This is a genomic window from Amycolatopsis roodepoortensis (genome assembly GCF_024628825.1).
Taxonomy (GTDB): Bacteria; Actinomycetota; Actinomycetes; order Mycobacteriales; family Pseudonocardiaceae; genus Amycolatopsis; species Amycolatopsis roodepoortensis.
The window spans coordinates 5913580-5936488 of the sequence record NZ_CP102415.1 but is presented as its reverse complement, the minus strand read 5'-3'; the positions used below and the strand labels follow the sequence as shown (position 1 = coordinate 5936488).

The 22909-nt window shown below is 68.5% G+C and carries 25 protein-coding genes and 3 pseudogenes; 19 read left to right on the top strand and 9 right to left on the bottom strand.

The genetic code is table 11. The features are described from left to right. Window positions 1-29 precede the first annotated feature (29 nt). On the bottom strand, window positions 30-953 hold the full coding sequence (locus NQK81_RS28340) for a cation diffusion facilitator family transporter (RefSeq protein WP_257483944.1): 924 nt from the start codon (window positions 951-953) through the stop codon (window positions 30-32). A 517-nt stretch (window positions 954-1470) separates the two neighbouring features. Here NQK81_RS28340 and NQK81_RS28335 point away from each other — a divergent pair. The 3 genes from NQK81_RS28335 to NQK81_RS28325 all read left to right on the top strand — a co-directional run bounded on the left by NQK81_RS28335 (window position 1471) and on the right by NQK81_RS28325 (window position 3594). Next, a complete protein-coding gene (locus NQK81_RS28335) occupies window positions 1471-2241 on the top strand; it encodes a MerR family transcriptional regulator (protein ID WP_257483943.1) in 771 nt (256 codons plus the stop codon). Beyond that, the gene (locus NQK81_RS28330; protein ID WP_257483942.1) at window positions 2238-2579 is read left to right on the top strand and encodes a hypothetical protein; all 342 of its coding nucleotides are present in this window, start codon (window positions 2238-2240) and stop codon (window positions 2577-2579) included. The genes NQK81_RS28335 and NQK81_RS28330 overlap by 4 nt, the downstream gene beginning before the upstream one ends. 67 nt (window positions 2580-2646) lie before the next feature. Next, the gene (locus NQK81_RS28325) at window positions 2647-3594 is read left to right on the top strand and encodes an arsenic resistance protein (protein WP_257489870.1); all 948 of its coding nucleotides are present in this window, start codon (window positions 2647-2649) and stop codon (window positions 3592-3594) included. Window positions 3595-3603: 9 nt separating this feature from the next. Here NQK81_RS28325 and NQK81_RS28320 read toward each other — a convergent pair whose 3' ends face one another. Next, the gene (locus NQK81_RS28320) at window positions 3604-4947 is read right to left on the bottom strand and encodes an MFS transporter (protein WP_257483941.1); all 1344 of its coding nucleotides are present in this window, start codon (window positions 4945-4947) and stop codon (window positions 3604-3606) included. Window positions 4948-4993: 46 nt separating this feature from the next. On the opposite strand from NQK81_RS28320, the gene NQK81_RS28315 reads away from it, so the two are divergent. The 3 genes from NQK81_RS28315 to NQK81_RS28305 all read left to right on the top strand — a co-directional run bounded on the left by NQK81_RS28315 (window position 4994) and on the right by NQK81_RS28305 (window position 6922). Then, window positions 4994-5344: an ArsR/SmtB family transcription factor gene (locus tag NQK81_RS28315; protein ID WP_257483940.1), complete on the top strand. Its 351-nt coding sequence runs from the start codon at window positions 4994-4996 to the stop codon at window positions 5342-5344. A 61-nt stretch (window positions 5345-5405) separates the two neighbouring features. Beyond that, complete coding sequence (locus NQK81_RS28310; RefSeq protein WP_257483939.1) at window positions 5406-5963, top strand: hypothetical protein; 558 nt, start codon at window positions 5406-5408, stop codon at window positions 5961-5963. Window positions 5964-6064: 101 nt separating this feature from the next. Next, window positions 6065-6922, top strand: coding sequence for a class I SAM-dependent methyltransferase (locus tag NQK81_RS28305; RefSeq protein ID WP_257483938.1), 858 nt, complete (start codon window positions 6065-6067; stop codon window positions 6920-6922). A gap of 31 nt (window positions 6923-6953) precedes the next feature. Here NQK81_RS28305 and NQK81_RS28300 read toward each other — a convergent pair whose 3' ends face one another. From NQK81_RS28300 to NQK81_RS28285, 4 genes are all read right to left on the bottom strand, one after another. Then, window positions 6954-8195 (bottom strand): trans-sulfuration enzyme family protein, encoded by a 1242-nt coding sequence (locus NQK81_RS28300; protein ID WP_257483937.1) that lies wholly within the window; start codon window positions 8193-8195, stop codon window positions 6954-6956. Window positions 8196-8265: 70 nt separating this feature from the next. Further along, window positions 8266-9414 (bottom strand): cysteine desulfurase family protein, encoded by a 1149-nt coding sequence (locus tag NQK81_RS28295; protein WP_257483936.1) that lies wholly within the window; start codon window positions 9412-9414, stop codon window positions 8266-8268. Further along, entirely contained in the window at window positions 9411-10679 is a 1269-nt protein-coding gene (locus NQK81_RS28290) for an MFS transporter (protein WP_257483935.1), read from the bottom strand. The genes NQK81_RS28295 and NQK81_RS28290 overlap by 4 nt, the downstream gene beginning before the upstream one ends. Continuing rightward, window positions 10676-12034: an MBL fold metallo-hydrolase gene (locus NQK81_RS28285; protein WP_257483934.1), complete on the bottom strand. Its 1359-nt coding sequence runs from the start codon at window positions 12032-12034 to the stop codon at window positions 10676-10678. Before NQK81_RS28285 ends, NQK81_RS28290 begins: the two co-directional genes overlap by 4 nt. Before the next feature lie 84 nt (window positions 12035-12118). Here NQK81_RS28285 and NQK81_RS28280 point away from each other — a divergent pair, with 84 nt between their 5' ends. Continuing rightward, a complete protein-coding gene (locus tag NQK81_RS28280) occupies window positions 12119-12772 on the top strand; it encodes an ArsR/SmtB family transcription factor (protein WP_257483933.1) in 654 nt (217 codons plus the stop codon). Between the two features lie 15 nt (window positions 12773-12787). Here NQK81_RS28280 and NQK81_RS28275 read toward each other — a convergent pair whose 3' ends face one another. Together NQK81_RS28275 and NQK81_RS28270 are read right to left on the bottom strand one after the other, a co-directional pair. Next, entirely contained in the window at window positions 12788-13411 is a 624-nt protein-coding gene (locus tag NQK81_RS28275) for a class I SAM-dependent methyltransferase (protein ID WP_257483932.1), read from the bottom strand. Further along, window positions 13389-14006, bottom strand: a complete 618-nt coding sequence (locus tag NQK81_RS28270) for a TetR/AcrR family transcriptional regulator (RefSeq protein WP_257483931.1) — start codon at window positions 14004-14006, stop codon at window positions 13389-13391. Before NQK81_RS28270 ends, NQK81_RS28275 begins: the two co-directional genes overlap by 23 nt. A gap of 86 nt (window positions 14007-14092) precedes the next feature. On the opposite strand from NQK81_RS28270, the gene NQK81_RS28265 reads away from it, so the two are divergent. From NQK81_RS28265 to NQK81_RS28220, 12 genes and pseudogenes are all read left to right on the top strand, one after another. Beyond that, window positions 14093-15268 (top strand): cytochrome P450, encoded by a 1176-nt coding sequence (locus NQK81_RS28265; RefSeq protein ID WP_257483930.1) that lies wholly within the window; start codon window positions 14093-14095, stop codon window positions 15266-15268. Window positions 15269-15467: 199 nt separating this feature from the next. Next, window positions 15468-15806, top strand: coding sequence for a MarR family winged helix-turn-helix transcriptional regulator (locus NQK81_RS28260; RefSeq protein WP_257483929.1), 339 nt, complete (start codon window positions 15468-15470; stop codon window positions 15804-15806). Next, window positions 15793-16290, top strand: a complete 498-nt coding sequence (locus NQK81_RS28255; RefSeq protein ID WP_257483928.1) for a hypothetical protein — start codon at window positions 15793-15795, stop codon at window positions 16288-16290. The genes NQK81_RS28260 and NQK81_RS28255 overlap by 14 nt, the downstream gene beginning before the upstream one ends. Window positions 16291-16560: 270 nt before the next feature. Then, a pseudogene (locus NQK81_RS28250) lies at window positions 16561-16776 on the top strand (cation diffusion facilitator family transporter); the annotation flags it as partial. A 99-nt stretch (window positions 16777-16875) separates the two neighbouring features. Continuing rightward, window positions 16876-17268 carry a DUF302 domain-containing protein gene (locus NQK81_RS28245; RefSeq protein ID WP_257483927.1) on the top strand — a complete coding sequence of 131 codons (393 nt, stop codon included), beginning with the start codon at window positions 16876-16878 and terminating at the stop codon, window positions 17266-17268. 296 nt (window positions 17269-17564) lie between these two features. Beyond that, window positions 17565-17783: a multicopper oxidase domain-containing protein gene (locus NQK81_RS28240; RefSeq protein WP_257483926.1), complete on the top strand. Its 219-nt coding sequence runs from the start codon at window positions 17565-17567 to the stop codon at window positions 17781-17783. Between the two features lie 153 nt (window positions 17784-17936). Further along, window positions 17937-18775: pseudogene (locus NQK81_RS28235) on the top strand (IS982 family transposase). 359 nt (window positions 18776-19134) lie between these two features. Continuing rightward, on the top strand, window positions 19135-19302 hold the full coding sequence (locus NQK81_RS45590; RefSeq protein ID WP_503827226.1) for a DUF8730 family Cys-rich protein: 168 nt from the start codon (window positions 19135-19137) through the stop codon (window positions 19300-19302). A gap of 81 nt (window positions 19303-19383) precedes the next feature. Continuing rightward, window positions 19384-19653, top strand: coding sequence for a metal-sensitive transcriptional regulator (locus NQK81_RS28230; protein WP_257483925.1), 270 nt, complete (start codon window positions 19384-19386; stop codon window positions 19651-19653). Between the two features lie 75 nt (window positions 19654-19728). Beyond that, window positions 19729-19830: pseudogene (locus NQK81_RS45455) on the top strand (hypothetical protein); the annotation flags it as partial. 246 nt (window positions 19831-20076) lie between these two features. Continuing rightward, on the top strand, window positions 20077-21459 hold the full coding sequence (locus NQK81_RS28225) for an MBL fold metallo-hydrolase (protein ID WP_257483924.1): 1383 nt from the start codon (window positions 20077-20079) through the stop codon (window positions 21457-21459). 3 nt (window positions 21460-21462) lie between these two features. Next, on the top strand, window positions 21463-22248 hold the full coding sequence (locus tag NQK81_RS28220; RefSeq protein ID WP_257483923.1) for a sulfite exporter TauE/SafE family protein: 786 nt from the start codon (window positions 21463-21465) through the stop codon (window positions 22246-22248). Between the two features lie 196 nt (window positions 22249-22444). On the opposite strand, the gene NQK81_RS28215 is transcribed toward NQK81_RS28220, so the two are convergent. Beyond that, entirely contained in the window at window positions 22445-22711 is a 267-nt protein-coding gene (locus tag NQK81_RS28215; protein ID WP_257489869.1) for an STAS domain-containing protein, read from the bottom strand. Between the last annotated feature and the right edge of the window lie 198 nt (window positions 22712-22909).

Sequence of the window (22909 nt, the reverse complement as noted above, 5' to 3'; positions counted from 1 at the left end):
GCCGGATCGCGGCCGCACGACGGCGTGGGTCACCAGGACATGCGCTGGCAGCGATCGGTCAGGTCAGGGGACTCCACCTGCAGCGTCGCGTGCCGCAGGCCGAACTTGTCCGCCAAGACCTGCTGGGCCTCGGCCAGCACCGTGGCAGGTTCGATGTCCACGTCGATGGTCAGATGCGCGGAGGCGACCTCCATGCCCGAGGTCAGTGTCCACACGTGCAGATCGTGGACCTGACGTACTCCGGCCAGCGCGCTCAGCGCTCCGGACACTTCCACGACGTCCAGGTCGGGCGGAGCGTGCTGGAACAGGATCCGCAAAGCGTGCCTGCCCAGGTTGTAGGCCCGCGGCAGGACGAACAGGCCGATTGCGACACCGATCACCGGGTCGGCATAGCGCCAGCCGAACAGCAATGTGATCAGACCGCTGAGCAGCACGCCGACCGAGCCGAGCATGTCGGCCAGGACTTCCAGGTAGGCCCCCCGAACGTTCAGGCTCTCCTTCGCGCCACTCTTGAGCACCAGCAGCGCGGCCACGTTCATCGCCAGGCCGACCACCGCGACCAAGGTGACCGGCAAGCCCGGCACCTCCGGCGGGTCGGCCAGCCTCCCGACCGCCTCATACAGCACCCAACCCGCGACCGCGAACAACAAGACGGCGTTGAACAAGGCAGCGAACACCTCGGCCCGGTACATCCCGTAGGTGCGGTCGCTGCGGACGACAGCGCGACGGGCGACCAGGATCGCCACCAGTGCCATCGCGACGCCGAAGACGTCGGTGAACACATGCGCCGAATCCGACAGCAACGCCAGCGACGACGTGTTCAGCCCGACCACAAGCTGAATGACGAAGGTGACCAGCCCCAGCCCGATCGCGATCGCCAGCCGGCGCACGTACCGGCCTGAAGCACTGCCCGCTTCCGCCGGCGGCAACCCGTGACCGTGTCCCTGTCCCACCTGGTCAACCTCCCTGTTCGTGCCGGTCACAGGCAACCTGCGGGGCACCGGTTCACTCCAAAGACAACACATAGTAACATGCGCATGTATTGATATATGCGCTGGGTTCGCCGCCATGGCAGTTCGATCAACTGGATCCACGCGCGACGCGCACGTCTCGGCAGGATGGACGAGTGCCCGACTCGCCTTCTACATGCCGTTCGCGATGTTCGTGGTGCACACGCTCGAGGAGATACCCGGGTTCGCATCGTGGGCGTCGCACTTCGCGCAGCAAGACAACGGAGAAGTTCGCCATCAGCCCCATCCCGTTGATCTTGCTGGTATCGCTGTCGTCGTGGCGGGCCCTCTCGCCCGGAGTCGGCCACGGGCTGGGTCGTGCCAGCGACGGCGTTCCAATGGCAGTTCGCGGTGAATGCCGTCTTCCATCCGGGGACAGCGATCGGCGTGCTGTTCCTCGGGGAGGGATTGACTTCTCGGGCTTGACCTTCGAGTCGAGTCGAAGGTTTAGGTTCGGGTTGTGACCAGTTTGCGGATTTCCCAGCTCGCGACCCGGACCGGTGTCCCGGCGACGACTCTGCGGTTCTACGAGACGGCCGGGCTACTGCCCGCGGACCGCACCACCGCCGGATACCGGGTCTACGGGCAGGACGCGGTGGAGCGGCTCGCGTTCATCTCCTCGGCGAAAGTCCTCGGCCTGCCGCTGGAGGAGATCCGCGACCTGCTCGACGTGTGGGAGCAGGGTGTGTGCGCGGCGGTGCGGGCGCGGATGCGGCCGCTGGTCGCCGACCGCATCGCCGACGCCGATCGCCGCCAGGCCGAGCTCGCGGCGTTCTCCGCCCGTCTCGCCAGAGTCCAGGAGCAGTTGTCGACGCCCGCTCCGGCAGGCGGGTGCGGACCGGACTGCGGCTGCACGACCGCCACCGCGCCCGGCCCCGTGCCGGTGACGTTGTCCCGTTCTCGCCCCGGCGAAGCCTCGGCTGCGGCATGGCGGGACGCACCGGTGGCCTGCACGCTGGACGGTTCCGCGCTCGGCGAGCGGATCGCGCAGTGGCAGCGGATCACGGCGCGGGCCACCGACCGGCGCGACACCGCGGACGGTGTGACCCTGAGTTTCCCCGCCACCCCTGAGCTGGCCGCCGAGGTCGCCGCGCTGGCCGCTGCGGAGCAGGACTGCTGCGCGTTCTTCGACTTCACGCTGCACCTGACCCCCGCCGCGCTGGAACTGACCGTGCGCGCGCCCGAGACCGCCGGCACCCTGGTGGCCGAACTGTTCGGAGCGACCGGATGAACCCGGCTTCCCGTCCCTCCCGTTCGTGGACAAGGTGGGGCGCCGGTGCGACCGGAGTCGCGGCGTGCGCGGTGTGCTGCGCGGGACCGCTGCTGGCCGTGCTCGGCGGCATCGGTGCCGCGTCCGCGCTCACGGCGATCTGGCTGCCGGCGTTCGCGGTGCTGGCCCTGCTCTCAGTGCCGGCCATCATCGTGGTGCGCCGGAGACGACGGGCCTCGGCGTGCGGTGGTGACACCGGGCCGGTCGCGCTGGGCCTGCCCGCCGTGCCCGGTGATTCGGCCGCCATCGCGGCGCGCTCGGACCGACCCGTGGCGGAACATCAGACGCCGGACCTGTGAGGATGGGACGGCAGAGAGCGATCGAGAAGAAGGAATCCGCGGAGTGGCACAGGGGTTCGCCGACCGGATGGAACACCATCAGGTGCCGATCTATCTCGCGGCGATGGCGGCCGGCGGCCTGCTCGGCTGGGCGCTGCCCGCGGCGGGACCGGGCCTGGAACACGCCATCAACCCGGTACTGGGCGCCCTGCTGTATGTGACGTTCCTGCAAGTTCCCGCCGCCGAACTGGTGCGCTCGCTACGGGACACGCGGTTCCTGTCCGCGACGTTGGTCGTGAACTTCGTCGCGGTTCCCGCGGTGGTGGCGGCGATGTTCGTGTTCCTGCCCAGTGAGCAGGCGGTGCGGATCGGCGTGCTGCTGGTGCTGCTGTGCCCGTGTGTGGACTACGTCATCGTCTTCAGCGGTCTGGCCGGCGGGAGCAGCCGACGGTTGCTGGCCGCCACCCCGCTGCTGCTGGTCACGCAGATGCTGCTGCTACCGGGTTTCCTGTATCTGTTCCTGGGCTCGGAGCTGGCCGATATCGTCGAGATCGGCCCGTTCGCCGAAGCGTTCCTCGTACTGATCGTCATCCCGCTCGCGCTGGCCTGTGCGACCCAGGCGTGGTCCGCCCGCGCACCGGCGGGCCGGGTGGTCTCCGCCGCGGCGAACACCACGATGGTGCCGCTGATGGCCGCCACCCTCCTGGTCGTCGTCGCCTCCCAGGTACCGAAACTGGGCGGCAACCTCGCCAGTGTGGCCGCCGTCATCCCCGTTTACATTGCGTTCCTGGTGGTCATGGCCTTCGCGGGCTGGGCGGTGGCCCGCCTGTTCCGCCTCGACATCCCTGCCGGGCGAGCCGTGGTGTTCACCGGCGCGACCCGCAACTCCCTGGTCGTGCTGCCGCTGGCCCTCGCACTACCCGACCGCCTGTCCCTCGCCGCCGCTGTCATCGTCGCCCAGACCCTCGTGGAAGTGCTCGGCATGGTCGCCTACGTCCGCCTCGTACCCAGGCTCATCCCCGCCTGCTCACCCTGAGCGGCGAGGTCAGCGGGCCGGAACCGGCCAGCGAGGGTGTTCTTTGTCGATGACGAGCTCGTGGCTGTGTCGCCACACCCCGTCGGCGACCTCGACGGCGTCGGCGAGGTGCGCGTCATCACCGGGACCGTGATGGGTGTGTTCGACGACTTCAGCTTCCCGGCGAGGCCACATCCGCACTGCGACAACGAGGCCGGCGAGTCCGAGCACGGCGAGCACCGTCCAGGTGGCGGTGAAGCCGGCCGCCGTGGCCAGCCAGCCGGCGATCGGGTACGCCAGGAGCCAGCAGGCGTGTGACAGGGAGAACTGGGCGGCGAACACCGCCGGCCGGTCACCGGCGTGACTGGACCGGCGCAGGACCCGGCCGACCGGGGTCAGGATCAGCCCGGTTCCGGTGCCGATGAGCGCCCACAGCGCCAGCGCCGCGGGCCATCGCCATCCCCCAGCGTCCACTGTGGACATTCCAATGGCGCCGGTGATACCGGTCAGGAGTACCGAAGCGCCGGTCAGCATGACCGCGCGCTCAGCGATCCGGCCGAGCACTCGCGGCAACAACAACGCCGCGACGATGGTGCCGACGCCGTTGCCCGCCAGCAACAGCGCGACATCGGCCTGGGATCGGCCGAGCGCGTCCTGGACGTAGTTGACGGTGTTGACCATCACCACCGAGCCGACGGCCGCGACCACGAGGTTCAAACCCAGTACGCCGCGCAGGCGCGGGGTGGCGACGAAGATCCGAGCCCCCGCCAGCGTGCGATCCCAGACACCACCACGCCTGCTGCGGACCGCGTCCGGGATCCGGGTGCTCACCACCAGCAGCGCCGAGAGCACGAATCCGGCCGACGTGCCGCTGAACAGCCAGTGGAAGCTCACCACGCTGAGCACCGCCGCCGCGATCACCGGGCTGAGCAGGGTCTCCATCGTCGACGCGAGCTGCGAAGCCGACAAAGCCCGGGTGTAGAGCCCCTCATCAGGAAGAATGTCCGGCAGCACCGCCTGAAAGGTGGGGGTGAAGGAGGCCGACGCGGATTGCAGCACCACGATCAGCACGTAGATCTGCCAGACCTCGTCGACGAACGGCAAGGCCAGCACCACCAGCGCCCGCACCAGATCCAGGCAGACCAGCGCCGTCCGGCGTGGCACCCGATCGGCGTACGCGCCCGCGAGCGGCGCCACCGTCACATAGGTGATCATCTTGATCGCCAGTGCCGTACCCAGGACCGCGCCCGCGTCGGCGCCGGCCAGGTCGTAGGCCAGCAGGCCGAGCGCGACGGTCGCGAGCCCCGTGCCGAACAGTGCGACCAGCTGGGCACCGAACAGGTGCCGGTAGTCCCGATGACCGAACAACGACATACCGGAACACTCCTCACCTCTACGACAACCACCATGATAGGTGCACATGTACGCACATGACGAATCTGGTGCTCAGTGGGCTCAGCTTCCGCCACCCGACCAGGTAGAAGCCGCGTCCACCGCGTTCAGGATGCTGGCCGACCCGGCCCGGATGCGGATGCTCTGGCTACTGAGCGGGGACGAGTCCGACGTCGCGTCGCTGGCGGCCGCGGTGGGCATCGCCCGCCCGGCGGTCTCCCAGCATCTGGCCAAGCTCCGGCTCGCCGGACTGGTCAGCATGCGTCGCGACGGCCGATACGTCCTCTACCGCGCCCGCGGTGGCCACGTGCGCCGGCTGCTGGCCGAGGCCATGAACGCCGCCGACCACCACCTCCACGGCATCCCCGACCATGACTGACCGCGGGCGACGCCACGCGTTGGCGGAACCACCAGGCCGAGACAGCCCGTAAGCTGCACCGGTGGCACGGGATCCCGAAAGCCTTCCGGTCGCGGTTCACGCTGCCCGCACCGTGGTTCTCGCCGGCGCGGCGGCAGCGCTCGGGATCACTGCGCACATCCTTGGCGGTGGCGTGATCCCCCACATCGGGATGACCCTGGTGATCGCCGGGCTGATCGGCTGGGCGGGTACCGCCATCGCCGACCACTGCCGGGGCCCGATCGCGGCGATCGGCGCGTTGGCGGCCGCCCAAGCCGTGCTGCATGCCGTCCTGCTGCTGCCCTCACAGCTGACCCACCGCCACATCGACCCGGTCCTCGCCGAGGTCGGCCCGCTGCAGGTACTCGGTGTTTACGCGCTGGCCATCGTCCTCCTCGGGCTCTTGCTGACCGGCGCGGACACCGCCCTGCTCGCGATCCGCGGCCTCGTGTGGCGGACGCTGGGCTGGATTCCGGTTCCGGCCACACCACCGCATACCCCGCTGTGGTCGCCAGTCCTGCGCCCGGACAGGACGAACATCGCGACCGACGTTCTGCTTCGGCGTTCCCGCCCTCGTCGTGGACCACCGGCCTTTCGCTGAATTCCCCCGTATCCACAAGCCCGCAGCGCCACGTTGAGCGCACGGGTTCCCCTCCGCGCGCCCGGACGCCTGAGGCCGCGAGATTCAGCGAAAGGCTTCCCATGCTTGCAAGACCGAGCCTGACCAACATCGTCCGAAGACGACTTCCCCGCGCCGTCGCCCACGGAAAGCACCTCGCCGTCACGACCGAAGACCTCCTGCAACGCGCCTTGGCAACCGCAGGTCTCCGACAACGCGACTCGACGATCGCGGCCGACGCGCAGAAGTACTGGCGACGCCCGTCCGGGCCCCGCTGGGCGGCGGACTCCCATTGGCGTGATTCACCGGCGTTCGACGGCAGCGACCTCTGGCACAAGATCGGTGAAGAGCACCTAGCTCTGTTCGAAGCCGGGGCACGGATGGCCGGATTCACCCGCACCTGGGACCGGGTCGTCGAATGGGGATGCGGAGGCGGCGCCAACGCCGTCCGTTTCGCGCCCCGAGCAGGAGAGTTCGTCGGCGTCGACATCTCCACGGAGTCCCTCGACGAATGCGGCAAGCAGATCGCCGACGTCTGCGACACCCCGTTCCGCCCGACGGCCGTCGAAGTGGCGAATCCTGAATCCGCGCTCGACCGGATCGACGGCGAGTGCGACGTGTTCCTGTCCTTCTACGTCTTCGAGCTGATCCCGACCCCGGAATACGGTGAACGTCTGCTGCGCATCGCCCGGGACCTCCTCGCCCCAGGCGGCCTGGCCCTGATCCAGATCAAGTACAACACCGGCAGCTGGTTCACCAGACCCCGGCGACGCTCCTACCGGCGTGGACTGGCGGACATGACGACTTACCCCATCGACGGATTCTGGGAGCTGTCCGCACGCTGCGGGCTCACCCCGAAAGCGGTCCACCTCGTACCCCGCAACGAACTCGACGCTCGCTACGCGTACTTCTTCCTGTCCAAGGAATCCGCAACCCTGTGATCGCATCCGGCCGACCGAATCCAAACGTCGATCAGGAGCCGCTCGGCGGAGGGCCGAGCGTGATGGCGGGACTCTCGAGTGCTTGGGCGAGATCGGCGATGAGGTCGTCGGCGTCTTCGAGACCGATCGACAACCGGATCATGCTGTCGGCGATGCCCCTGCGGGCACGTTCGGCGGGGTCGAGGCCGTGGTGGGTCGTGGTGATGGGTTGGGTGACCAGGCTTTCGGCGCCCCCGAGGCTGGCGGCGATGCTGAACACACGCAACCGGTCGACCACGGCCGCCGTGGTGGCGGCGTCGCCGTCCACGAGGAAGCTCAGCATGCCGCCGTGGCCGCGCATCTGGTTTTTGACGATGGCGGCCTGATCGCCGGTGGCGAGACTGGGGTGATTGACCTTGGTGACACGGGGATGTTCGGCGAGGAATTCGGCGACGGCCGTGGCGGCTGCGTTCTGGGCTCGGACGCGGACGACGAGAGTGCGGATGCTGCGCGCGAGCAGGGACGCGATCTCCGGGGCGATGACCTGGCCCAGGTTCTTGCGCCAGCCCGCGATCGGAGCGAGCAGGTCGGCGGGCCCGGCGACGAGTCCCGCGGTGAGGTCGCTGTGACCGCCGAGGTATTTGGTGGCGGAATGGACGACGAGATCGGCGCCGTGACGCAGCGGGTTCTGGTTGACCGGGGTGGCGAAGGTGTTGTCGACAACCACCAGCGCGCCGACCGAGTGCGCCTGCGCGGTGATCGCGGCGATATCGAAGACATCGAGGCCGGGGTTGGTGGGAGTTTCGAAGAAGACGATCCGGGTCCGATCGGTGAGCACTTCCGGTAACCGGCCTACCTCACTCGCGGTGAGGAACGTGGTGTCGATGCCGAGGCGAGGCAGGTTCTCCCCGAGCAGCTCGAACGTTCCGCCGTAGACATCGCCCAGACACACGATGTGGTCGCCGGTGATGACGTGGGCAAGGAAGGTCGCGGCCTCGGCGGCCATGCCGGAGCCGAACGCCAAGGCCACTGGCGCGTCTTCGAGATCGTCGAGCTTGCGCTCAAGCGAGCGGATGGTGGGGTTGAGACCGTAGCGGGTGTAGAGATTCCCCTCGACGCGGCCCTCCACCACGTCGAGCAGATCGGCGGTGGAGTCGAAGGCGAACGTGGAATGCCCGTAGAGCGGAGGATGGATGGCTCCCTCGGGATCGCGGATGTCCCCGGCGTGGACACACCGGGTGGACAAACCGGCGCGCGGCTGCCCTGGCGTGCTGTTCATGTTCGCTTCACTCATGAATTCCTGCTTCCTGTCGGGGTGTTGCCGGTCGTTCGCGTGCAGTCCTGAACTCGGTGCGATCACGGCCTCATGAGGCTGTGACCAGCTCCGCCGCCCGGTCGACGTCGTCCTGGGTGCTCCAGCGGCCCAGCGACAGCCGGAGCGCGGACATGCCGCGGGCGTCGTCCAGCCCCATCGCGGTCAGTACCGGCGATGGCCGGTGGTCGCCGCTATGACAGGCCGAGCCGGTGGAGGCGGCGATTCCGGGTGTCGCGGCGAGAAGGCTGTGCCCGGTGATCCCGCGGATGCTGATGTTGAGCGTGTTCGGCAAACGCCGTTCCACCGGCCCGTTGAGCAGGACCCGCCCAGGCAGGCTCTCGGCCAGCCGGTGGTGGAGGCGGTCTCGCAAGTGCCGGAGGTGGTGGTGTCCACCGGCGGCGAGGTCGTCCGCGGCGATCCGGGCGGCTTCTCCGAGCGCGACGGCGAGGGCGACGTTTTCAGTACCGGCGCGCAGTCCGCGCTCTTGGCCGCCGCCGTAGACCAGCGGTTCGAGGACTGTTCCGGGCCGGACGTAGAGGGCGGCGATGCCTTTGGGGGCATACATTTTGTGCCCGACCACCGTCAGCAGGTCCACATCGAGGTCCGTCACGTCGAGTGGGATCTTCCCTGCTGTTTGGGCAGCGTCGCAATGGAACACCGCACCGTGGTCGTGCGCGATGCGCGCGAGTTCACGGATTGGTTGCAGTGCACCGGTTTCGTTGTTGGCGGCCATGATCGACACCAGCGCGGTGCGTGCGGTGATCGCGGCCGCCAGGTCCCGCGGTTCGACGATGCCGTCGGTGTTGACGGGAAGATAGGTGACCTCGGCGCCGTGCCAGCGTTGCAGCGCACGGCAGGTTTCGAGGATGGCGGGATGCTCGGTGCGCTGGGTGATCACGTGCGGCCGGTCGGCTCCGGCGGCGAGAAAGGCACCGCGGATGGCGAGGTTGTCGGCCTCCGAGCCCGACCCTGTGAACACGACGTCACCAGTCGACGCGCCCAGCAGCGCGGCGACCTGTTCACGGGCACGCTCCAGTGCCCCGCGAGGCGCCTTGCCGTAGTGGTGATCGCTGGATGGGTTCCCGAAGCCACCGGTCAGATAGGGCAGCATAGCGTCGACGACAGCGGGATCGACGGGAGTGGTGGCGTTGTAGTCGAGATAGATCGGCCTGTCGCCAAGTCCACTGTGGATGGTCACGATACGTCTTCCTCTTCGAGAGAAGCGGGGTTAGGGCGCCGGCTCCGGGGGTGGGTTTCGTACATGCGGGCAGCGACGAGCACGCCCGAGAGAGCGGTGATCGCCGCGACCACCCACACGGCGGAGCGCAGTCCCCAAAGGTCGGCGACAACGCCGGCCAGAAGGGCGCCGACAGCGAAGCCGCCGTCGCGCCAGAGTCGGTAGACACCGACCGCACGGGCGCGCCACGCGGGGTGGGCGACGTCGCCGATGGTGGCCAGCAACGTCGGGTAGACCATCGCCGTACCCGCGCCCAGCAGCACGGCTGCCCATACCCACGCGCTGAAGGTGTCGGCGATCGCGACCAGGGCAAGGGCCGCGGCTTGGACGAGCATGCCGGTCGTGATCAGGTGTTTGCGTCCCCAGCGATCCGACAAGGGCCCGGTGACGAGTTGCCCGAGTCCCCAGACCGCGGGGTAGACGGCGGCGAGGATTCCGATACGGGAGATCGAGAGACCGGCGGTGGCGAACAGGATCGGGAACAAGCCCCAGGCGAGGCCGTCGTTGAGGTTGTTGACCATCCCGGCCTGGCTGGCCGCCGACAGGGCGGGTTCGCGCACGCTGGTGTGAGCGAACACCTCCCGGTTCGTCAGTTCGCCATGGCGTGCGACGTGCTGAGCGGCCTCGGCTCTGGCGTGGTCGCGGGTCTCCCGGACGGCGAGGGCGGTCAGCCCGAGGGCGAGGGCGACGTAGGACAGGCCGAGCAGGAACGGTGCCGGCCGTAGCCCGTAGCGGGCCGCCAGGTAGCCGGTGGCCAAGGCGGTGAGAGCGACGGCGAGGTAGCCGGCGGCTTCGTTGAGGCCCATCGCCAGCCCGCGCCGGGCGGGGCCGGCGAGGTCGATCTTCATGATCACGGTGGTGGACCAGGTCAGCCCCTGGTTCACGCCGAGCAGCACGTTGGCGGCCACGACCCAGCCCCACGACGGCGCCCAGATCAGCATGAGCGGGACGGGGATCGCGATCAACCATCCGGCAAGCAAAACGGGTTTGCGGCCGAAGCGGTCGGAGAAGGTGCCGGCGAAATAGTTGGTGACAGCCTTGGTGAGGCCGAAAACGAGAACGTAAGTAAGCAGGAACGTGTAGCCGGTGAGGTGGAAGGTCTGCTCGGCCAGCAGCGGCAACACGGTGCGTTCCTGCCCGAGCACGCCGCCGACGAGCGCGTTGACCGCGACCAGCAGGCTGAACTGCGCGAGGTTGGCGCGGATCCCGAGCGCGGGGTGACTCACAGCCCGGTCTCCAGGTGACGACCACTCGCGGCGGCCCAGTCATCGGCGCCACCGGTGAGCACGGCGAGGTCGCGGTGCCCGGCCCGTTCGAGCAGGCTGGCCGCCCCCATCGCCCGTTCGCCGTGTCCGCACATCACCACCAGCGGCTCGCCCGGCACCTCATCCGCGCGACCGGGGAGGTCGCCGAGTTCGATATGCAGGGCGCCCGGCAGGTGACCCGCCTCGAATTCCGGCGCCTGCCGGATGTCCAGCACCGGCCCCTCGACCTCGCCGGGGCCGACCAGGCGGGTACTGGTGGTGGGGTGTCCCGCGGCGATCCAGGCATCGATACCGCCATCAAGCTCCCCTGCGAGGTCGGTATAGCCGATTTTCGTGGCCTGCCAGGCGATCTCGGCCGGGTCCTGATCGGCCTCGCGCAGGAAGATCAGCGGCCGGTCAGGCGGCGCCAGCCATCCCAGCCAGGAGGCGAACACCGGCCGGAGCGGGATCGACAACGAACCCGGCACGTGGGCGTCCGCGAAATGCGTGAGTGGGCGGACGTCGACCAGTTGGGCGCCTTGGGCCAGCAACGTGCGCACACCGGTGGGATCGAGCGGCACCAGCGCGGGCGGCGCGCCGAGCACGGCAGGGCCACGGCGGTTGATCTCCCCCAGCCGGTGGAAGTACGGCGGGAAACTGCCCAATGAACCGAGCAGCGCGGCGACAAAACTGTCTTCGTCCGCGGCGTGCAGCAGCGGATTGGTGGCCTTTTCCCGGCCGATGGTGCTGGTTCGCTCGGAACCCGGCGGCGCGGAACAGAAGGATCCGGCGCCGTGTGTCGGCCACACCGCCACGTCGTCCGGCAGTTCGGCCAGCCGTCGTAGCGAGGCGTACTGGGCGCGGGCCAGCGCCTCGGTCTGCTCGGGCGAGACCAGGTCGGTGCGGGCTGCGGATCCGACCAGCAGAGAACCGCCGGTGAACACTCCGACCGGCCGTTCACCGTCCAGCAGCAGGAACGACAGATGCTCGTGGGTGTGGCCCGGCGTGCCGAGCGCCCGCAGCCGAAGCCCGCCGAGGTCGACCTCGTCTCCGTCACGCAGCCCGCTGTGGGTGAACTCGCGGTGCCCGGCCGCCGAAGCGAGCACCTGCGTGCCTTCGGTCGCCGACAACTGCCGGGCGCCGGAAAGGAAGTCCGCGTGCAGATGAGTGTCGGCCGCGAACGCCACCGTCAACCCGCGCCGTCGAGCGGCACGGGAGGTCGCGCGCAGGTCAAGGCTGACGTCCACGACCATCGCCCGCCCATCCCCCAGCTCAAGCAGGTACGCGGAATTACCCAATCCCTCGTCGACAAGCGGAACGACCTCGACCGAGCTCACAGGTACCTCCTCGACTTCGGAAGCAGGCCGTCAACGCACCCGCCCTCCCATGTTCTACACTATTCCACAGATGATTGGAGGATCATGGGTGACCGCGACGCGAAGAACGCCTTGTTCGATCAGTTCGCCCGGGTGGGCAAGGCGCTGGGCAGCGGGAAGCGCCTGGAGTTGCTCGATCTCCTCGCCCAGGGCGAGCGGACGGTCGATTCGCTGGCGCGCGCCGCGGAGCTCGGGCTGACCACCGCTTCGGCGCATCTGCAGACTCTCAAGCAGGCCAACCTGGTGGCGACCCGCCGGGACGGCACCAAGATCTACTACCGGCTCGCCGCCGACGACATCGCCGCGCTGTACGCGCTGGTGCGCTCCGTCGCCAGCGAGCACCTGCCCGATGTCGAAGCCGCCCGAGCCGCCTACCTCGGCCCGGACACCGATCAGGTCACCCGCGAGGAACTACTCGACCGCGTCCAGGCAGGCCACGCCACCGTGCTCGACGTGCGGCCCCGCGAGGAGTACGCCGCCGGGCATATCCCCGGCGCGGTGTCGATTCCGTTGGAGGAACTCTCCGAACGACTGGCCGAGCTGCCCGCGGATCAGGAGATCGTCGCCTACTGCCGCGGCGCGTACTGCGTACTCGCCCACGACGCGGTTCGTCTGCTCGCGGCCGAGGGCCGATCCGCGCGAAGGCTCACCGACGGGATGCTCGAATGGCGGCTGGCCGAACTTCCCGTCGCGTCCTGAGCCCTGCGCAGCGGCTCAGGCTTTGACCGCGGCGACCCGTTCCACCGTGCCGAGCTTGAGCCGTTCCTGTCGTCGCACCACGAATCCGGCTTGTTCCACCAAGGGCAGCGGCCGGCGGGTCTGGTAGTCACCGCACATCCGCAGGCTCACCTTCTCCAGCAACGACTGTCCGAAGTGGACGATCTTGCGGTGGCTGCCGATGTGGTCGAGCAGCAGCAGCGTCCCGCCCGGCCGCAGTACGCGGTACATCTCGCCGATCGCCGCCCGGTCATCCGGGACACCGCACAGACCGAGCGTGCACACCACGGTGTCGAAAGAGGCGTCAGGGAAGGGCAGCTCCTGCGCGTCGCCTTCACACAGCTCGACGTCGCGGCCGAGTTCGACTGCCCGGATGCGGGCGATGTCGAGCATGGCGGGGCTGAGGTCCAAGCCGGTGAGCGTGACGCCTGCCGGGTAATGCGGGAGGTTTCGGCCGGTGCCGATGGCGACCTCGAGAACGTCGCCGCCGGCTTGGGAGCACACCCATTCACGGCCGCCGCCGAACTGGAGACGTTCGACGAAACCCATGTCGCGGTCGTACCGGGACGCGTAGCGATCCCACACGTCGCGAAGCCGTTCATTGCCGTGTTCGTCGCTCATCTCGATATCCCTTCGGCCGGTCAACAGCCCCGGCCACGTCGACGATGCCGTGCACGATCTGGGCGATGCGGCCCGCGGCCTGGTCCGGATCCGGCTGTCCCGCGTCGAGCCAGGCGATCACCGCCTCAAGCGTGACCGCCGGAACCAACTGGACCGCCCAGTCCAGCCACGGGCCGTCCGGGATCATCGCGGCGAGCTCCTTGCGCGTGACCTCGGCGGAGGCGGACCGGATACCGTCCACCACGTCACGGAACTCCGGCTCCCGCACCGCGTGACGGAACAGCAGCCGGAATCCGTCCGGATCGTCAGCGGCACTGCGCATCAGCGCGGGCAGGCTGCCCTCGTCGTAGTCCCCCTCGGATCCCACCGCGGTGCCGAGCCGGGCGCAGGCCCGGTCGAGCACGGCCCGGTACATGTCGCCCTTCGAGTCGAAATGCCGGTACAGCAACACACGCGTGATTCCCGCCTCTGCGGCCACGTCATCCAGACCGGTCGCGGCATACCCCGTGCGCGCGAACGCCCGGGTCGCCGCGTCCAGGATCTGCTCGCGCCGTTCGGCGCGGGGCATGCGCCGGACGGGCTCGGGTTCAGCCATCGCACCTCCACTTGTCAACATCGGAGTATACAAGTACGTTTGTTTACGTCAACGTATACAACTGTGAGTTCACAAAGAGGTTCATCGTGAGCGCTTCAGCCCGACTCCCTTTCGACCAGCCCGACCTGCTGCGGGTCGCACCCCAGCTGTGCGCCTTGCAGGCCCAGGGACCAATCCACCGGATCCGCACCGCCGTCGGCGACGAGGCCTGGCTGGTCACCGACCACGCGCAAGTGCGACGCCTGCTCTCCGACGACCGGCTCGGCCGATCCCATCGCGAACCCGAGAACGCGGCGCGAACCGGCGAGTCCGCGTTGTTCGGTGGCCCGCACGGCGACTTCGACACCGAGTCCACCCACCACGCCCGGATGCGCACCCTGCTGCAACCGCACTTCTCCCCCAAACACATGCGAGCGCTCAGGCCCCGCATCGACACACTCACCACACAACTGCTCGACGACCTGGACGGCGGCCCGCAACCCGCCGACCTGCATACGGCGCTGGCCTTACCGCTGCCGATCCTGGTGATCTGCGAACTGCTCGGCGTGCCGTACGAGGACCGCGACCAGTTCCGCGCCTGGACCGAAGCAGCCGGTGACATCCGCGACCGGGCACGATCCGAACAGGGACTGGGCGAGCTGTTCGGCTACGGCATGCGCCTCGTCGTCGACAAGCGCAAGTCCCCAGGCGACGACGTGATCTCCCGGCTGTGCGCGACCGACGGTGTCTCCGACTCCGAAGCCGCCATGCTGTCGATGGCATTGCTGTTCGCCGGCCACGAGACCACCGTGGTCCAGATCGGCATGGGCGCGCTGCTCCTGCTCGCCAACCCTGGCCAATGGAACGCCCTGCTCGACAATCCCGGTCTCGTCCCGAACGCGATCGAAGAACTCCTCCGGGCACCAGGCAAGAGCGGCGGCGGGATCCCCCGATACGCGCGAACGGACTTCGAGATCGACGGCGTCACGATCCAGGCGGGCGAACTCGTGCTGCTCGACAACGGCGCCGCCAACCACGATCCCGCCGTCTTCGCAGAGCCCGACCACGTCGACGTCACCCGCCATGCCTCGGCGCACCTGACCTTCGGGCACGGCCTCCGCTACTGCATCGGCGCGCCTCTGGCCCGCATGGAACTACAAGCCGTATTCACCCAACTGATTCCACGGTTCCCCACCATGCGCCTTGCCGTGCCCGTCGAAGACCTGACCATCCGACGAGACGTCCTCACCGGCGGCCTGACCGCCCTCCCCGTGACGTGGTGACCCGCCTCTCCCGCCCCGTCCCCCCGAATCGGAGCCGCTCCCGCGAACTTTGTTGCATCTTGGGACTATATAGTTCTAGATTGGAACTATGTCGAGTAGCCCCGAGCCGGCCGCCGCCCACGAGTTCGCCGAAACGTTCGTCAGTCTCGTGCGGTCCCTGGGGCTGCTCGAACCAGACCGCACACCCTGTGGATCTCCGATGTCCGTGGCGGAGGCGCACGCACTGACCATCCTGCGAGATGGCCCGCTACACCAAGGCGAACTGGGCTCTCGCTTGAATTTGGGCAAGTCGACCACCAGCCGCCTGACAGATGGCCTCGTCGACCGCGGCTGGGTACTCCGCCGGCCCGACCCCGCCGACGGCCGGGCCCGGCTGCTGTCGCTCACCGACTCCGGCACAGAGGTCTCCGCCGGAGTCGTCGAGCGACGCGGCAAACGGCTTGCCCAACTCCTCAGCAACATCGACCCCGAACAGCACACCAACGTGATCAACGCGCTACGCCTACTGAAAGAGGCCACCACCAGTGACCACCCGTAGAGCCATCGCCGCCGCCGTCCTCGTCGCGACCCTGGGCGCCGCATGCTCGACACCAGCCACAGAGCCACAGTCGGCCCGTCAATCAGAGGTCGCCGAGAAGGGCAGATCCGTCATGCCGTTCGACCTCGAGAAGACAACGCACCGCTTCACACCTCGCCCAGACGGCCTCCTTCAAGAAGTCGTCGCCGACGTGCCGGGCGACATGGCGCAAATCGGCCCCATCCGCACCCACCTCACCGAAGAGAGCACACGGTTCCGCAGCGGAGACTTCACCGACCCCGCCAGCATCCACGGCGGCACCATGCCCGGCCTGACCGAACTCACCGCCGGGGCGCCACGGATCACCATCGACTACGCCGAACTACCGGACGGCGCTTCACTTTCCTTCCACACCAACGATCCTGCCCTCATCACAGCACTGCACGCCTGGGGCGAAGCGCAGGTCTCCGACCATGGAGAGCACGCTGAACACGGGAATCGATGAAGGTCTCCAGCCTCCGGCAACCCCGTTCGCGGGCGGGTCGGGCACTGTCTGCCCGACACCGGACGGATCGCCAGAACACGCGGCCAAACACGGGCTTCGCGTCGTGGGGCATCGCTACGCCGGCGGAGTCGCGGTCGACGCACAGATGATCCCTTCCAACCGCCCACGATCACCCTCACGCAACCGCAACGCCTCCGCCACATACATGCGGCGATTCTCCCGCACCCACACCCGCAGACGTAAACGAATCAACGACACTAGGGTGCATACGTGGCCGCAGAAGGAAGTACGCGGGCGGTTGTCACGGCGATGTTCGCCAACCTGGGGATCGCGGTGACGAAATTCGTCGCGTTCCTGCTCACCGCGTCCTCCTCGATGCTTGCGGAGTCCGTGCACTCGCTGGCCGACACCAGCAACCAGGCATTGCTGCTACTGGGCGGCAAACGCGCGAAGCGGGCCGCGACACCGGAGCATCCGTTCGGCTATACCTGCTGGCATGGGTGGTGCGGAGAAGCCCTGATCAGATACCCCCGGGTGTATCTTCGGTAGCGGTCCGACAATCAACGAACACGAGAGGTGATGAGAATGGACTACGGCATCGCGGTCCGGAGTGCCGCGCCGATGGCGGAGACAGTCGAGCGGGTGCGGACGGCGCTGGCGGATCAGGGATTCGGGGTACTGACTGAAATCGACGTACAGGCGACGTTGAAGGCGAAGCTTGGGCAGGAGAGCGAGCCGTACCTGATCTTGGGGGCGTGCAACCCTCAACTGGCGCATCAAGCACTCGGTGTCGATCGCCGGATCGGGCTCTTGCTGCCGTGCAACGTCGTGGTGCGCGTGGACGGTGAGTCGACCATGGTAGAAGCACTGGATCCGCAGGTGATCGTCAGCGTGCCGGAGGATTCGCGGCTGCAGCCGATCGCGGACGAGGCCGGACGGCGGTTGCGGGCGGCCTTGCAGGCGGTGGGTGAGCGGTAACCGGATTCGTTCCACGTCACCGTCCCGGCACGGAGGCGACGATGGGCGGTGCCTCGATCGGCTGAATGTGACGGTGGCCCTGGCGATGGCCGCTGGCGTGGTGTGGGCGCGTAGCCGGCGCTCGACCTCGATGGATCGACCTGGCGGGAGTACGCGGCGGATCCTGGACGAGCGTTCGCGCGGGGCGAGATCGACCAGGACGAGTACCGCCGCCGGGCGAGCCGGAATGAACGGCGGCCAGGTCGGCCGTCGCCGCGCGTTGGCCTGGTGGCAGGCTCGGCGAGCGCGGCGGCGGGGTGGTGGTACCAACCCGAACCGGGCACCGTTTCGTCGCCGACCAGCTCTTCGGCGGACGCTTCGGCGCGATCATCGTGGCCGACGTGCGCGTGCAGTTCGCCGACTTTCCCGGCCGCATTGTCTACCACTGCCACATCTTCGACGACGAGGACGCCGGAATGATGGCCACCGTCCAGGTCCTCCTGACTACATCTCCGGGCGTCGATCGCCATTGGTGAAACGAGTCCAGCGGAGGCACGAGGTTTGCTCCCGCCCTCTGCCGCCCATGACGTCGCGGGCGACTCCTTTCTCTCCTAGATGACTGATTCCGTGAAGATCGCGTGAAGGGAGCCGCTGTGTGGGCTCGGGAGGAGGGTGTCCAGGATCAAACCGTGACGAAAGAACTGAACACCCTCTTGGTCGCACTTTACGTGCTGATCGACGATCATGTGGTGCCGCCCCGGGCCGGTCGTGGGAGGCGACCGGAGTTGACCGACAGTGAGCTGATCACGATGGCTGTTGCGCAGGTTCTGCAGCGCTACGACAGCGAGCGGCGCTGGATCCGGCGCATCCACGCCGACTCCGAGTGGCGGTCGATGTTCCCCGCCATGCTGGGCCAGTCCGGATACCACAAGCGACTGAAGACGGCACAACCGTTGCTGTGTAAAGCAATCCTCACGGTGGCCGCGTGCTGCCCGTCCTGGTTCGACGACCTGTGGATCACCGACGCCACCCCGGCGCCCTGCGGAATGTCGCGGGAAACAGTGAAGCGCTCGGACCTGGCCGGGCACGCCGGCTACGGCTACTGCGCGTCACACACCCGTTATTACTGGGGCCTGAAGCTCCATCTCGTCTGCGCCGGTGACGGGATGCCGATCATGTGGTGCCTGGCCAACCCGAAACTCGGCGAACGGCAGGTGCCGGCGGCCCTGCTCAACCACAACCATCACCTCATCCGTGAAGGCCAAGTCCTGTTGGCGATAAAGGTTTCGCCGGTAAGGACTTCAAACAGCTGACCGAGTCCATGGGGCTGGAGCTGCTGCGCCCGGACCGCAAAGACGAGACCTATCGCAATGGCAACCTCGGTGGCGTCCGCCAGCGGATCGAGTCGGTCAACCAGACCCTCAAAGGCCAACTCGACCTCGAAGCACACGGCGGACGCACCCCGCACGGCGTGTTCACCCGCGTCGCGCAGCGCCTACTGGCCATGGCAGCCGTGATCTGGTGTTGATATCGGGGGTCGTGAGTGTTTTGTGTGGTTAGAACGACACAAAACACTCACGACCCCCTGCAAAACCGTACATATGGACATGAATCGGTCCTCCCGCCGCCAAGAAGTGTCCTTTGTGGACACCCGAGACACGGTCGGCTCCCCCGCGGCCCCAGCAGGGACAGCCTTAGCGGACGAACAGCCCTACACCTCACACGATCTTCACGGAATCAATCATCTAGCAGCGTCGGCCTTGCCGCCGCACCGGCGGAATCGGACAGAACGCAGCCGCTGGCATCGGTGTGGCGCACGACTCTGTCCGCTCTATACCCTGGGGGGTACCCTGCGGGTAAGAGGCATCGAATCGAGGAGGTTCACTGATGTGCCGTCGGGTGACGTGTTCGCGTTGCGGGAAGACCACCTACGCGGGATGCGGGCAGCACGTGGAGCAGGTATTGGCCGGCGTGCCGGCCGCGCAGCGGTGCCAGTGCCAGCCCGAACCGGGCGGGGTGACCCGGGTGTTGCGTCGGCTGTTCGGGCGCGGCTGACGTGCTCCGCCCCGGATCGCGTCCACCCTTCGCGGGAACTGCATACCCCGGGGGGTAGGCTGGCGACGTTGGAGGTGGGGCATGGAGATGACGCCTGAACTGGTCGGTGACGCGCTGGTGCGGCTGCGCCGCGCCCAGGGGCAGCTGGCCGCGGTGATCGGCATGATAGAGGCCGGTGAGGACTGCGCGACCGTGCTGACCCAACTGGCGGCGGTGTCGCGGGCGCTGGACCGGGCCGGGTTCAAGGTGGTGGCCAGCGGCATGCGGTACTGCCAGGCCGCCCGGGACCGCGGCGAGGAACCCTCGATGACCGAGGCCGAACTGGAGAAACTCTTCCTGGCCTTGGCCTGAGCGCCGGTATTGGCGGACAGCGCGGACGTGTGTTTCGCACATACCCCCCGGGGTACAGCAGGGCAGAGGTAAGGCATGGCAGTCCATGAAGCAGCCGTCGGTGACGTGGATCGGGCGCTGAGCGTGGGAGCCCGGTTGGTGGACGTGCGTTCGCCGGGTGAGTACGCCCGGGCACACGTGCGTGGCGCGGTCAATGTGCCGTTGGAACAGGTGCCCACGGCCGGCCGGGAATGGGCCAGGCAGCAGGTGTGGGTGATCCGCCAGTCCGGCAAACCGCAGCCTGCGCGCCGCCCAGGCGTTGGCCGCGATGAGTGTCGACACGGTATCGGTTGCCGAGGGGACCGCGGGCTGGCAGCGCAGCGGCCGGCCCGTGCGCACCGGGCCGGAACTGACCACGCAATGACTCCCGAAGGAGACAATCGCATGCTGGACGTAGAAGTGATCGAGACGTCGTCGCTGGGCGACCGCAGCTACCTGGCGCACGACGACGAGGTAGCGGTCGTGGTGGACCCGCAGCGTGACATCGACCGGGTGCTCGCGCTGGCCGGCCGGCTCGACGTGCGGATCGCGTGGGTTCTGGAGACCCACGTGCACAACGACTACGTGTCGGGCGGCCTGCAGCTGGCCCGGCTGACCGGAGCCCGCTACGGGATCGCCGCCGACGACGAGGTGCCGTTCGACCGGGTGCCGCTGCACGAGGGCGACGTGCTGAACGTGTCGGAGCGAATGCACATCCGGCCGGTCGCGACGCCGGGCCACACCTTTCACCACCTGTCCTACATCCTCGACGGCCCAGGGGGGCCGGAAGGGGTCTTCACCGGGGGCTCGCTCCTGCTGGGCACGACCGGACGCACCGACCTGCTGGGCCAGGACCACGCGCACGACCTCGCACGGCAGCAACGTTCGTCGGTGCACCGGCTGGCGCAGCTGCTGCCCGACGGGGCGCAGGTGTGGCCTACCCACGGCTTCGGCAGCTTCTGCTCGGCCACCCAGGCCTCCGGGGACGCGTCCACGATCGGGCGGGAACGACAGATCAACCCGGCACTGACGCTGGCCGAAACCGAGTTCGTGGAACAGACCCTCGCCGGGCTGGACGACTACCCCGCCTACTACGCCCACATGGGCGTCCGCAATACCGCCGGCCCGGAGCCGATCGACCTCACCCCGGTGGCCACCGCCGATCCGGTCGAGCTGCTCCGGCGGGTCGATGCCGGGGAATGGGTGGTGGACCTGCGCTCACGCAAGGCGTTCGTGCGCTCGCACCTCGCCGGGACGGTCAGCCTGGGCCTGGACGGGCCAATGGTGACCTGGCTCGGCTGGCTCATCGACTGGGGTGCCCCGATCACGCTGCTCGGCGACACCCCCGACCAGGTCGCCCAGGCACAGCGGGAACTGGTCCGGATCGGGATCGACCGCCCCGCCGCCGCGGCCACCGGGGACCCCGCCCAGTGGGCCGGCGACCACGCCGAGCGGCTGGCCGCGCTGGCGACGGCGTCGTTCGGCGACCTGGCCGCAGCCTTGGCGCACCGCGGCCCCGACGGGCTTCCGGCGCCCGCCGTGGTGCTGGACGTCCGGCTGCCCCACGAGTGGCGCGAGTCCCACGTGCGCGACGCGGTACACATCCCTCTGCCGGAGCTTCCACAGCGGCTCGGTGACCTACCCGCAGGACCGGTGTGGGTGCACTGCGGAAGCGGCTACCGGGCCGCCGCCGCGGCCTCGCTGCTGGCCCGCGCCGGCCGCACCGCGGTGCTCATCGACGATGCCTTCGGCCACGCCGAGACCGCCGGCGTGCCGATGGCAGCCTGACCGATGTTGATCGCCGCCGCGCTGGCCGGGCTGCTCATCGGGCTCGCGCTGGGCCTGCTCGGCGCGGGCGGGTCGATCCTGGCGGTGCCCGCCCTCGTCTACGCCGCCGGACAACCCCTCGCCGCGGCCATCCCCGCCTCCTTGCTGATCGTCGGCGTGTCCTCCGCCGCGGCAGTGATACCGCGGCTACGGACCCGAGCCGTGCGGTGGCCGATCGCGCTCGTCTTCGGTGCCGCCGGCATCCCGGCCGCCTTCGGAGGCGCGGCGCTGGGCCGGTCACTGCCGCCGCGTGTGCTGTTGCTGGGTTTCGCCGCGTTGATGGCGGTCGTCGCGGTCCGGATGCTCACCGAACACCGCAGCAGCGGCGGTGCCTGCCGCACGAGCGGCGGCCGGATCAACTGGCGAGCCTGCCTGCCCAAGGCTCTGGCCGCGGGCGCGGTCGTCGGGGTGCTGACCGGTTTGTTCGGCGTCGGCGGCGGATTCCTCATCGTGCCCGCCCTGACCCTGCTGCTCGGCCTGGACGCGGCCCAGGCCGTCGCCACGTCATTGGTCATCATCGTCATCAACTCCGCCGCAGGCCTGGCAGCCCGCGCCGACGCCCCCATCGACTGGACCACTACCGGGATTTTCGGCGGTGCCGCCGTCCTCGCCGCACTCGCGGCGGGGCGCCTGGCGACCCGTCTGCCTGAGCGCGCGGTCCGCCGCGGGTTCGCGTATCTCGTCTTGCTCATCGCCGCGGCCATCGCCGTGACCGCCATCGTGGATCCCGCCACCTTGCCCACGCGATGAACCCAGCAGCAGACCCGGGTCCAGTGTGGCCATGAGCCGTCGTCGCCCGAACTCAACGCTCGCGGCGCCGACAAAGAGTTCTCGGTGGACTGACTTTGATGGCAACTGATGGCCTCGTCGCTGCCGCGCCCGGGACACGGGAAGGACATGATCCACTCCTTCGGATGGCGCGCCAGGCGTTCTGCTGATAGCTGACTCAGCGGATCGGCAACAGGTTCGATAGTCCAGTACGCAGCAGCAACCGGTGGATCCTCGCCGAGGGCAGGACCCGAAGGGCGATGTGGTCGGCGACGCAGCGATTGTTGAGTCCGACGAGAACCGATAGACCGGTGGTATCACAGAAGTCCACCGCGTTCAGATCGACGACCACGCTGGTCGGCGTTGGATCGAGTGCCTGACTGAATTCCCCTTTGAGGAACTCGGTCGTCACGAGATCGATCTCGCCGGTAACGGTGATGCTCACGTGCCCAGATCCCGCTCTGGTAGTCACCACCGACAGCGGGTCCGACGTGCGGCCATCGCCTCCACCTGCCACGGTCATCCTCCCAGCGGCGTTTCGTTCTCTAAGCGTATTGCTGGAAATGGCGAAACGCCGCGTGAAGGGCGTAACCCTTGAGCGGGCTGGCCCTCCGATCCGCCCCGCGCCGAAAGGACACGCCGA